This window comes from Novosphingobium sp. 11B (assembly GCF_054589055.1).
The window spans coordinates 1-11403 of record NZ_BAAILP010000162.1 but is presented as its reverse complement, the minus strand read 5'-3'; the positions used below and the strand labels follow the sequence as shown (position 1 = coordinate 11403).

Here is an 11403-nt window from a genome sequence, read left to right as displayed (position 1 = left end):
GGCTTCGACAAGCTCAGGGTGAGCGGAGGTAGAGTAAACCTCCCGATCCCGCTCAGGCTGAGCTTGTCGAAGCCCCCGCAGCAAACGCGCGCCTAAAGACAGCCAGCGGTCCCAGCCTTCGCTGGGATGACGAGTTTTGAAACGTCTTTGAAACCTCGTTGACACCGGTTACCTAAAGCGGATACGAATGCCGCCAAGACCTGAACGGGAGAGTTCACAGTGTTCTGCAAGACGTACCACGCCACCCATCCGGACATGATGGAGTGTGTCTCCAATGAAGAACTGCGCGACCGCTACCTGGTCACCGGCATGTTCAAGGCCGGCGAGGTCAACCTCAACTACTCGCACAACGAGCGCTTCATCATCGGCGGCGCGGTTCCGGGCGCTGAGCCGCTTGCCCTGCCGCTGCAGACCGTGCCCAAGAGCGCAGAGGGCAAGTCCTTCTTCGAGCGCCGCGAGGCGGGCATCACCAACATCGGCGGACCGGGCGCGATCACCGTCGACGGCCAGCGCTTCGAGATGAAGAACAAGGAATGCCTCTACGTCCCCATGGGCACGAACGAGGTGATCTTCGAGGGTGAGGGCGCGCGCTTCTACATCGCCTCGGTTCCCGCTCACAAGGCGCTGCCGATCAAGCATATCACGCTCGATCAGGCCAACCCGCTGGCGCGCGGCGACCTCGCCAATTCTAACCAGCGCACGATCTACCAGCTGGTGATCCCCGGCGTGTGCGAGAGCGCGCAGCTGCTGCTCGGCCTGACCGTGCTGGAAGAAGGCTCGGTTTGGAACACGATGCCGCCGCACCTCCACGACCGCCGCTCGGAAATCTACCTGTACTTCGAGCTGCCCGAAGAGAACGACCGCATCTTCCACTACATGGGCGAGCCCGACCAGATGCGTCACATCGTGATCGCCAACGAAGAGGCCGTCATCAGCCCGCCGTGGTCGATCCACATGGGTTCGGGCACCAAGAAGTATGCGTTCATCTGGGCGATGGGCGGCGAGAACCTCGACTACACCGACATGAACGTGCTGGACATCTGCCAGCTCCAGTAGGAACTGGCCCCGCACCGAAGGCAACGACGAATAATCAGGGGCGCCGCACGCTACACGCGTGACGGCGCCCGCAGTGGCGAGATGGTATCATGGCAATATCCTTCGACCTGACGGGCAAGACCGCGCTCGTCACCGGCGCCAACACCGGCATCGGCCAAGCCATCGCCGTCGCGCTGGCAGAGGCGGGCGCCGACGTCGCCGTGGCAGGCCGCTCGGAGCCGACCGAAACGCTGGCGCTGATCGCCGCGACGGGCCGCAAGGCCGTGAACATCAAGGCCGACCTGTCGAGCATCGAGCCGGTCCAGCGCGTCATCGACGAAGCGGTGGAGGGTCTCGGCAAGGTCGATATCCTCGTCAACAACGCAGGGATCATCCGCCGCGACGACCTGCTGCAGTTCTCCGAAGAGGACTGGGACGCGGTGATCGACACCAACCTCAAGACCCTGTTCTTCCTCAGCCAGGCGGCGGCGAAGGGCATGGTGGAGCGCGGTGAGGGCGGCAAGATCGTCAACATCGCCTCGCTGCTGACTTTCCAGGGCGGCATCCGCGTGCCGAGCTATGCGGCGGCGAAGTCGGGCGTTTCCGGCGTCACCAAGGCGATGGCCAATGAGCTTGCGCCCAAGGGCGTGCAGGTCAACGCGATTGCGCCGGGCTATATCACCACCAACAACACCGCTGCGCTATCCGCCGACGAGACGCGCAACCGCCAGATCCTCGAGCGCATCCCGACCGGCCGCTGGGGCCGTCCCGAGGATATCGCGGGCGCCGCCGTGTTCCTCGCCTCGCAGGCATCGGACTACGTGACGGGTCAGGTACTCGCCGTCGACGGCGGCTGGCTGGCGCGCTGATGACCGATAGCGCTTCCGGCCACGTCGTCACATTCGGCGAAGTGCTGTTGCGCTTCGCGACGCCGGGTGCGCGGCTGACGGTGCAGTGCGATGCGCTGGACATGGTCGTCGGCGGGGCCGAGGCGAACGTCGCGGCGGGGCTCGCCTCGCTGGGCCATAACGTGAAGATGCTGACGCGCCTGCCGTCCAGCCCGCTGGGCGACAAGGCGCGCGCGGCCCTGAATGCCGCCGGGATCGATACCGCCCACGTCGGGCGCGATACCGGCCGCATGGGCCTCTACTTCCTCGAGAGCGGAGCGGGCCTGAGGCCTTCGTCGATCACTTACGATCGCGCGGGTTCCGTGTTCGCAACCTCCAAGGCGGACCAGTTCGACTTCGCCTCCGCGCTCGAGGGCGCCCGACTGCTCCACCTGTCGGGCATCACGCCGGCGCTCGGCCCCGGAGGCGTCGCGCTTGCGCAAGCCGCCGTCGCCGCGGCCAACAGCGCCGGCGTGCCTGTCTGTTTCGACGGCAATTACCGCGCACTGCTGTGGGATGCTTGGGACAGCGATCCGCGCGCCATCCTGACCGACCTGATGCAGTCGGCGACGGTCATGATCGGCAACCACCGGGATATCTCGCTGCTGCTGGGCAAGGCGTTCTCCGGCGATGGCTCCGACCGTCGGCGCGAGGCCGCGCTGGCCGCCTTCGAGGCGTTTCCGAAGCTGCAACTGATCGCCTCGACGGCGCGTCACGTGGTGAACTCCGGCCATCACCGTATCGCCGCGCGTCTCGATGCGCGAGACGCGGCGCACCAGACCAGCGAGGTGGACGTCACCGGCATCGTCGACCGCATCGGCACCGGCGACGCCTTCGCGGCGGGCGTGCTGCACAAGTGGCTGCAGGGCGCGGATCTCGTCGCCACCGCGCAGGCGGGGCTGGCCTACACCGTGCTCAAGCATACCGTGCCGGGCGACATGTGTCTTGTTGGACCGGCGGAGCTGGAAGCCTTCTCGGCTTCGGGCGGCGACGTCAGGCGCTAAGAGAAGAAGAAGGCCCACCTCCAGCCCCTCCCGCAAGCGGGAGGGGAGCGAGACTTGGCAGCTTGCTGCCTAGTCGCAGCGGGGTGGGTGAGCGGCACGCACTTCAGCTTGGGAGAGCATCATGACCGACCTTTCGCGTCGAACCCTCGTGAAATCGGCGGCAGTGCTCGCCGCCACGGCGCCGCTCCCCTCTCTCGCTCGCAGCGCGAAGACGCCCCGAATCGGTCGCTACATCGCCGTCCCGGAAAGCGGCGTCCATGCCTTCAAGGGCATCCGCTACGGCCGCGCCGAGCGCTTTGCCCGTCCGGTCGCCGAGCCGCTCGAAGGCCCTGCGATCACCGCCGCGAAGTTCGGCCCCATCTGCCCGCAACGCGCCATGGCGGGCGAGCCGCAGTCCGAGGACTGCCTGTTCCTCAACGTCTGGATGCCCGAGGCGGACCCGCGCGCGAAGCGGGCGGTCATGGTCTATTTCCACGGCGGCGCCTACACCACCGGCTCGGTCACCGATCCGCTGACCCACGGCGCGAAGCTGGCCGCCGACGGCGATGTCGTGGTCGTCACCGTCAACCACCGGCTCAACGCGCTGGGCTATGCCTGGCTCAAGCCCTTCGGTGCGCGTTATGCCGATAGCGGCAATCTCGGCCAGCTCGATCTGATCCTTGCACTGCAATGGGTGCGCGAGCACATCGCAAAGTTCGGCGGCGATCCGGCGCGGGTCATGGTCTTCGGGCAGTCGGGCGGCGGCGCCAAGATCGCGACGCTCATGGCGATGCCCGCCGCGAAGGGCCTGTTCCACGCCGCCGCGACGATGAGCGGGCAGCAGGTGCAGGCCAGCGGCCCAGCCCATGCCTGGGCGCGCACGCAGGCGTTTATGGCGGCGCTGAAGCTCGCCCCTGGCGACGTCGAGGGCCTGCGAACGATGCAGATCGAACGGCTGGTCGAGGGTCTTGCCGCCACTGATCCGGTCATGGGCGGCGGGGTCTACTTTGGCCCGGTGCTCGACATGACCAACCTGCCGCGGCATCCGTTCTGGCCCGATGCCGCGCCGCAGTCGCTGGGCGTGCCGATGATCCTTGGCAACGTGCGCGAGGAGACGCGCGCCTTCCTCGATCCGCGGGGACCCAAGCTGCAGGGGCTCTCGTGGGAGAACCTTGCCGCGCGCATCGTGCCCGAGATCAAGATCGACCTCGACCCGGTCTGGGTGGTCGAGCAGTACCGCGCCCAGGAGCCCGGCTGGACGCCCGAGCAAATCTATTACGCAGCCACCACGGCGGGCCGGTCATGGCCGGGGCAAGTGATCGAGGCCGATGCGCGGGCGGCGGCCGGGGCGGGATCGACGTGGGTGTACCAACTCGACCGTCCCTCGCCGACGGACCCCTTGCGCGGGGCGGCACATACGGACGACATTCCCTATGTCTTCGGCACGCTGGACGCGCCGGGCAGCTATTCGGGCACCGACGACGCGGCTCGCAGGCTGAGCGGGGCGATGATGCGCGCCTTTACCGGTCTGGCCAAGACCGGGCGACCGGAACTGGCGCAGTGGTCGCCGTACCGCCTGCCCGCGCGCGAGACGATGGTGTTCGGCGATACCGTGCGCGTGGAGAACGATCCGCGCCGCTGGCAGCGCGAATTGTGGGCGAGGGCGCCCTACGTCCAGCCGGGGGTGTGACGCAAATTCCTCCCCGAGCTTGTGTCGGGGAGGAATTTGCAGAATTCGTCGTGCCGAAACCTACTTGGCGGCGGGCGGGTTGGGATAGGCGATTACCAGCGAAAGCGGTTCCTCGCCCCGCTGCCAGATGCCGACCACGGCGCCGTCGTAGAGATAGGCGGTCATTCCCGGCGTGAGCTGCGCGCGCTTGCCGTCGGAGACGACTTCGCCCTCGCCCGAGAGCACGTAGTAAACCTCATCGTGCGCAATGGGATGCTCGCCGATCGCCGCGCCCTTGTGGAGGACGCGGCGGCGGAATTCCATCGTGCGCGGCGCTGGCGCTGCGTCGGAGATGCGATAGGCGGTGCTCATGCCGATGGCGCCGTGCGGAGGAGCTTCCTCGCGCACGGTGTCGCGCTCGTCGATGACGGCCATCGCCGGAGCCGCCGCCAGCAGCAGGAGCGCCGCCCCGATCACTTCGCGTTCTCGCGCATGGCTTCGTCGCGGGCGGAGAGTTTCTCCTGCGCGCCGCCCTTCTGGCCCGGATAGACGCCGGATTTCGGCTCCATGGTCTTGAGGTTCCAGTCCTTGTCCACGAACGGCGCGGCGGTCGGGTTGGGGTGCGGGTAGCCGCCGACGACCTTCTCGTCGTCGATGATCTCGCCGCGTCCCTCGGCGACGAAGAACAGCACGCGGATATCATCGGGCGCACGGTCCCACGGACGCGCGCCGACCGAGGCGAGCAGGCTGGTTTCCAGGTCCTTGGCGGGCATGACGTCGAGGCCGCCCAGGCTGGCCATCGGCGAATCCTTCTCGATCAGCTTCGCCTTGGTCACGCCGTAGCGGCCGAACATCGGCGCCGGGTTGCCCCAGCGATCGACGTTGATGTTGTCCTTGGAATACCACGCAAGATCGCCGTCGCCGCCCAGCGTCAGGAACGGCAGGCCGGGCGCGGTCGAATTGCCCGCGCGCATGACGTTGCCCACGGCGGTGATCTCGCCGGTGACGTAGTCGTGGCCGGCCCACTCCAGGTTCATCAGGTTGTAGTGCACCGCGCGGTGGCCGGGGTCGAAGATCATGTTGTTGACCATCAGCACTTGCGCGCCGCCCTTCACCAGCGGTGAACGCTCCATGTTGTGCGCGTAGACGTTGCGGTAGAGCGTGATGCCGGTGGCGTTGTCGTGGATCAGCGTGCCCTTGGAGTGCTCGCCCTTGGGATGGCTGGCGTCGGCGAGGCCTTCGGCCGCGAGGTTCTCGCGGAACAGCACGTCATGGCTGGTGGCGGCGCGCCATTCCTTGACGGTCTTGCCGTTGAAACGGGGGCCGGAGGTCGACATGTTTTCGTCGATCGCCCAGAAGAAGCTGCAGTGCTCGACGATCACGTTGTGCGCGGCGACGGTGGAGAAGGCATCCGCCTCCCAGCCAGAGAGCTTGGCCTGGCCGTCCACCCCGGTCATCACGCGGATGTGGCTGATCTTGACGTCGTGGCCCTTGAGATCGATGCCGCCGCGCACGATCGTGATGCCCGGCGAAGGCGCGGTCTGCCCGGCGATCGTCAGGAAAGGCTCGTCGATGTTCAGGATCGTGCGCTGAAGGTCGATGACCCCGCCGACCTCGAAGACGATGATGCGCTTGCCCTTCGCCTCGACCGCGGCCTTCAGCGATCCGGGACCGTCCTTCGCGAGAGTCGTGACGCGGATGATGCGGCCGCCTTCGCCGCCGCGGGTGGGCTCTAGCGGGGCTGCGTGCAGCAGCGCCGGGGTGGAAGCAACCATCAGAATCGGAAGGACAATCTGGCTCGCGAGCCTGCGGATTTTCACTGTCGATCTCCCATTGGCGGAGCTTGTTGACTCCGAGTATTGACAGGGCGTTCTCCCTGCGTCACATATTGATGACACCGGTTACCAAGGATCGCAAGGATGATCTTCGGAACGGGTGGGGCGATTTTGGAGGTCGCCCGAGGTGCTCCGAAAGGGGCGGGAGTAGAGGTGCCGGAACAATGCGCGCGTTAGCCGCGCTTCCTTCTGACACCGGTATCATTTTTGACCCGCAAGGGTCGTGAGGGGATGTTGTCATGCGCCAGCATGTTACCGGAATTTCGCTTTTGAAGGCTGCCCTGTGCGCGGGCAGCGCTCTCGTGTCGTCGGCTGCGATGGCGCAGGACGCGGCGCCCGCGCCGCAGGATACGGCGGATGCCGCAGCTCCTGCAGACGAGACCGCGACTGCGGGCGACATCATCGTCACCGGCTTTCGCCAGTCGCTGCAGGCCGCGCTCAACGTGAAGCGCGAATCGATCTCGGCGGTAGATGCGGTCGTGGCCGAGGACATGGCCAAGTTCCCCGACCAGAACCTTGCCGAGTCGCTGCAGCGCATCCCCGGCATCTCGATCCAGAAGGACGGCGGCGAAGGCCGTGCGATCACGGTGCGCGGCCTCAGCGCGCAGTTCACCCGCGTCCGCGTCAACGGGCTGGAGACGATCGCCACCAGCTCCGACGGCGCCTCCGCCAACCGCGACCGCTCGTTCGATTTCAACGTCTTCGCTTCGGAACTGTTCAGCAGCCTCGTCGTTCACAAGACCGCCGAAGCCAGCCTCGACGAAGGCTCGCTGGGTGCCGTGGTCGATCTCAACACCGGCAATCCGCTGGCGGCCAAGGCGGGCCTGACCGGCGTGCTCAACCTGCAGGGTTCGTACAACGACCTGTCGAAGAACGTCGGTCCGCGCATGGCCGGGCTGCTGTCCTGGCGCAACGATGCGGGCACGTTCGGCGTCAACCTCTCGGCCGCCTATTCGCACACCGACACGATCGAAAGCGGCAACAACACCGTACGCTGGGCGCAGGCCTACTTCAACTCGGTGGACGGCAATCCGTGCTACTACTCGGTTCCCGGCGCGACCGGCGGCAATCCGGTGAGCACCGGCGGCAGCTACCGTCCCTCGGCCGCGTGCGACGAGGCATCGCTCTCGTTCCACCCGCGCATCCCGCGCTACGGCGTGGTCGAGCATGACCGCAAGCGCCTCGGCCTGACCGGCTCGATCCAGTTCGAGCCGACCGACCGGACCAAGTTCTCGATCGACGGGCTCTATTCCTCGTTCAAGGAAACCCGCGCCGAGCAGTGGCTCGAAGTGCTCGCCCGTTCGAACGAGCGCCGCTTCGACGTCGTGGACCCGGTCTACGACGACAAGGGCAACATGGTCAGCGCGACCTTCAACAACGCCTATGTCCGCACCGAAAGCTACCTGCGCAAGTCGAAGACCGATTTCTGGCAGGTCGGCGCGACCTGGGACCAGGACGTCAGCGACACCCTGCGCTTCACGCTGCTGGGCGGCATGTCGCAATCGAACGCCGACATCCCGGTCGAGACGACTTTCGCCTACGACAACCGCAACGCCAACGGTTTCAGCTACGACTACTCGGACATGAAGTCGCCGGTGCTGAGCTACGACCTCGACGTGACGAACCCGGCGAACTTCCAGCTGGCGGAAATCCGCGACCGTCCATCCTACGTGAAGAACAAGTTCAAGACCGCGCAATTCCGCACGGAATGGGACCTGACCGACGGCTTCACGGTGAAGGCGGGCGCGGTGTGGCGCCGCTACGACTTCCGCACCCAGCTGTTCATGCGTGACACGGCGGCCTGCGGCAGCAACGGCACGCGGGACCTGATTCTCGGCACCGTGACCTGCTCGTCCAGCGTCTACGGCTTGCCGGTGACCTCGGACATCTCGCAGCTCGTCAACCTGGGTAATGCGGGCCAGCCGAGCGGGACGACCAGCCAATGGCTCGTCGCCGACATCGCCAAGGCGGCCCAATACACCAACCTCTACGGCCGCACCGCCGTCGAGGATCTCGGCAACAACCGCCAGGTGCGCGAGACGACCTCGGGCGGCTATGTGCAGTTCGACGTCAAGGGCGAGATCTTCGGCCTCGAATACGCGGGCAATGCGGGCATGCGCTATGCCCACACCGACCAGAAATCGACCGGCTACACCGCCGGCGTCGCGGCGACCGTGCAGCGGACGTACGATGACTGGCTGCCGTCGATGAACATCGCGCTGTACCCGCGCCACGACGTGATCCTGCGCGGCGCGATCGCCAAGGTCATCACCCGTCCCTCGCTGGGCAACCTCAACCCGGGCGGCTCGGTGGACGGCTTCAACTACCGCGTGACCTTCGGAAACCCGTTCCTCGATCCCTACCGCGCGACCAACTTCGACGCCTCGGTCGAGTGGTACTTCGCTCCGCAGGCGCTCCTGTCGGTGGCGGGCTTCATCAAGAAGATCGAGAGCTTCCCGGTCGCGGGCACGTATGTCGCCACGCTGCCGCAGCTCGGCCTCGGCCGCGACGTGCTGGGCCAGAGCACGCCTGCCTACATCAACTACGATCCCAACCAGGAATACGTGGTGTCGTCGCAGGTTAACGGTGCAGGCGCGACCCTGAAGGGTGTGGAAGTGGCGCTGCAGATGCCCTTCAGCTTCCTGCCGGGTATTCTCAGCCACACCGGCTTCCAGGGCAACGTGACCTTCGTGGACAGCGGTGCCGACTACAAGATCACGGGTCCGGCCGAGACCGCCTGTACCCGCAACGCGACGACCGGCGCCTGCGCGCTCACGGGCGTTACGAAGACGTACGGCAACACCCTCTACGGCGTGTCGAAGCGGGCCTGGAACGCGACGCTGTACTATGACGACGGCAAGTTCAGCCTTCGCGGTTCGGTCAGCTATCGCAGTCCGTTCAGCGATGCGAGCAGCGCCACCGGCAACATCTTCGAAGGGTACGGTTCGTACACCAGCGTCGATGCGGCGGTGCGCTACAAGGCGACCGAATGGCTGGAGCTGTCGATCGACGGCAACAACCTGACCGATGCCTACCGCTATCGCTACAACGACATCTATCAGACCCGTAACTACGAGAACAATCACTTCGGGCGCACGATCCTGTTCGGCGCGCGCGCGAAGATCTGATCTCCTCCCCTGACGCGGGGTTCGCGGGTTCCGGCCCGTGAACCCCGCTCCTTTTTGTTTTCCAAGGGAGCCCGGTGTGGATTTCGATCGCAGAACCCTGATTGCAGGTTCCCTTGCCGTTGCTGGGCTGGCTGGAAAGGCCACAAGTCCAGCCAATGCGCAGACGCCGCCTCCCGTCGCTTCCAAGGCACTCCCGCCCGGCCTTCCGCAGCCGACCGAGACAATCGACCTCTGGCCCAAGGGACCGCCTGCGCACCTCAAGGCACCGCTGACCGAGACGGTGGACGAGCGTTCCACCGACGCCCTCGTCACCGACCGTGCGGTCTACGGCGTGACTCGGCCGCGCATGGCGGTGTTTCGCCCGGACCGGCCCAACGGCGCGGCGGTGATGATCACGCCGGGCGGCGGTTACCGCTGGATCGTCGTCGACAAGGAAGGCTACGAGATCGCCCGCTGGCTGACCGCGCGCGGCTTCACCGCCTTCGTCCTGTTTTACCGCCTGCCGGGCGAGGGCTGGTCGAGCGGCCCCGACACCCCGCTCGCCGACGCCCAGCGCGCCATGCGTCTGATCCGCCACCGCGCGAAGGACTTCGCCATCGACCCCGAACGGGTCGCGGCGATGGGCTTTTCCGCCGGGGGACACCTCTGCGCCGACCTCGGTGCGCGGTTTGCCTCCAGGGTCTACGATCCCATGGACGCGGCGGACAAGCTCTCTGCAAAGCCGTTCTGCGCCGCGCCGATCTATCCGGTGGTGAGCATGGACGCAGGCATAGCGCATCCCGGATCGCGTAATCTGCTGCTCGGCCCTTCGCCGACGCCGGAGCTTGAGGCCGCGCATTCCCCCGACCGCATGGTCCCGGCCGACGCGCCGCCGCATTTCCTCGTTCATGCCGAGGACGACGATGTCGTTCCGGCGGAGAACTCCGTACGCCTGCGCGCGGCGCTGAAAGCCCGCAAGGTGCCGGTCGAGGCCCACTTTTTCGCCAATGGCGGGCACGGTTTCGGCCTGCGCCGCGCCATCGGCAAGCCGGTCGAGATCTGGCCCGAGATGTGGCGGGCATGGGCGCGGACGGTCGGGTTCGGATAAGCCGTCGTCCCGGACTTGATCCGGGACCGCTGGTCGTGAACGGCCTTGGCATCGGCGGGGCGCCTTGCCGGAAGCGCTATCGATGCCCGCCTTGGCGTGATCGAAACGCTCTCCGTCATCCCCGCGAAGGCAGGGACCCAACTGATGCCCGTGCAAGAGGAGCCGTCAGGAGATGGGTTCCCGCCTTCGCGGGAATGACGGCGACTAATTGACCCGGATCAGGCCCGCACCACTATCGTTAACGCCTGTGTCTCACCCGGCTCCAGTACCGTCATGCCGCTGCTGACCCGTCCGAACGCATCGGGCATCGCTGTCGTAGGCTCAAGGCAGAGGAAGTCCTCCCCCGGCGGGGCGTAAAGATGCAGGAACCCGGCCTCGGGCGACGTCACACTGACGCTCCCAAGCCGCGCCTCGCCCTGCCAGCCGAACCAGCAGTTGTCGGTCAGAGTCATCGGGTCGGGTACGGCCCCTCGCGCGAAGTCTCCGAAGGTATCCGCAAGCGCTGTCTCGCTGGGGATCATCCGCGCGTCGCTCAGCCAGACGCCCTCGGCGGCGAAAGTTACCCGCGCATCGGGATCGCGCACGAAGTAGGGGTGTTGGCCCAGCGCACAGGGCATGGCGCGGTCGGACCGGTTGGTGACCTCCAGCGTCACCTGCAGCGCGCCGTCTTCCAGCAAGAAACTCTGCGTGGCGGACCAGTCCCACGGCCAGTGCTCGTCGGACGAATGAAGGCAGGCCAGCACCGCGCGGTCGGCCTGCTCGTCTTTCACCATCCACGG

At 66.6% G+C, this 11403-nt stretch carries 9 protein-coding genes; 6 read left to right on the top strand and 3 right to left on the bottom strand.

All coding sequences use genetic code 11. The features are described 5' to 3' along the window. Positions 1-219: 219 nt before the first annotated feature. The 4 genes from kduI to ACYPYD_RS15020 all read left to right on the top strand — a co-directional run bounded on the left by kduI (position 220) and on the right by ACYPYD_RS15020 (position 4595). Positions 220-1056, top strand: a complete 837-nt coding sequence (gene kduI, locus ACYPYD_RS15035; protein WP_008831744.1) for a 5-dehydro-4-deoxy-D-glucuronate isomerase — start codon at positions 220-222, stop codon at positions 1054-1056. Between the two features lie 89 nt (positions 1057-1145). After that, the gene (kduD, locus tag ACYPYD_RS15030) at positions 1146-1904 is read left to right on the top strand and encodes a 2-dehydro-3-deoxy-D-gluconate 5-dehydrogenase KduD (protein ID WP_459663971.1); all 759 of its coding nucleotides are present in this window, start codon (positions 1146-1148) and stop codon (positions 1902-1904) included. After that, complete coding sequence (locus ACYPYD_RS15025; RefSeq protein WP_459663969.1) at positions 1904-2926, top strand: sugar kinase; 1023 nt, start codon at positions 1904-1906, stop codon at positions 2924-2926. Before kduD ends, ACYPYD_RS15025 begins: the two co-directional genes overlap by 1 nt. A gap of 121 nt (positions 2927-3047) precedes the next feature. After that, positions 3048-4595: a carboxylesterase/lipase family protein gene (locus ACYPYD_RS15020; protein ID WP_459663967.1), complete on the top strand. Its 1548-nt coding sequence runs from the start codon at positions 3048-3050 to the stop codon at positions 4593-4595. 60 nt (positions 4596-4655) lie between these two features. Here the strand turns inward: ACYPYD_RS15020 and ACYPYD_RS15015 are convergent, their stop codons facing one another. Both ACYPYD_RS15015 and ACYPYD_RS15010 read right to left on the bottom strand, forming a co-directional pair. Continuing rightward, a complete protein-coding gene (locus tag ACYPYD_RS15015; protein ID WP_036530740.1) occupies positions 4656-5009 on the bottom strand; it encodes a cupin domain-containing protein in 354 nt (117 codons plus the stop codon). A gap of 38 nt (positions 5010-5047) precedes the next feature. Further along, positions 5048-6349, bottom strand: coding sequence for a pectate lyase family protein (locus ACYPYD_RS15010; RefSeq protein ID WP_248005717.1), 1302 nt, complete (start codon positions 6347-6349; stop codon positions 5048-5050). Positions 6350-6648: 299 nt separating this feature from the next. On the opposite strand from ACYPYD_RS15010, the gene ACYPYD_RS15005 reads away from it, so the two are divergent. Both ACYPYD_RS15005 and ACYPYD_RS15000 read left to right on the top strand, forming a co-directional pair. Then, positions 6649-9537, top strand: a complete 2889-nt coding sequence (locus tag ACYPYD_RS15005) for a TonB-dependent receptor (RefSeq protein WP_459663965.1) — start codon at positions 6649-6651, stop codon at positions 9535-9537. Positions 9538-9613: 76 nt separating this feature from the next. Then, positions 9614-10624 (top strand): alpha/beta hydrolase, encoded by a 1011-nt coding sequence (locus ACYPYD_RS15000; RefSeq protein WP_459663962.1) that lies wholly within the window; start codon positions 9614-9616, stop codon positions 10622-10624. A gap of 218 nt (positions 10625-10842) precedes the next feature. Here ACYPYD_RS15000 and ACYPYD_RS14995 read toward each other — a convergent pair. After that, positions 10843-11403: aldose epimerase family protein (locus tag ACYPYD_RS14995; protein ID WP_459663961.1), on the bottom strand; the 561-nt coding region annotated here is incomplete at its 5' end.

What these genes read in the sequence shown, in the direction of transcription:
- kduD (WP_459663971.1), top strand. Translation starts at nt 1,146, where the DNA reads ATGGCAATATCCTTCGACCTGACGGGCAAGACCGCGCTCGTCACCGGC.
- ACYPYD_RS15005 (WP_459663965.1), top strand. Translation starts at nt 6,649, where the DNA reads ATGCGCCAGCATGTTACCGGAATTTCGCTTTTGAAGGCTGCCCTGTGC.
- ACYPYD_RS15015 (WP_036530740.1), bottom strand. Translation starts at nt 5,009, where the DNA reads ATGGCCGTCATCGACGAGCGCGACACCGTGCGCGAGGAAGCTCCTCCG.
- ACYPYD_RS15020 (WP_459663967.1), top strand. Translation starts at nt 3,048, where the DNA reads ATGACCGACCTTTCGCGTCGAACCCTCGTGAAATCGGCGGCAGTGCTC.
- ACYPYD_RS15010 (WP_248005717.1), bottom strand. Translation starts at nt 6,349, where the DNA reads ATGGTTGCTTCCACCCCGGCGCTGCTGCACGCAGCCCCGCTAGAGCCC.
- ACYPYD_RS15025 (WP_459663969.1), top strand. Translation starts at nt 1,904, where the DNA reads ATGACCGATAGCGCTTCCGGCCACGTCGTCACATTCGGCGAAGTGCTG.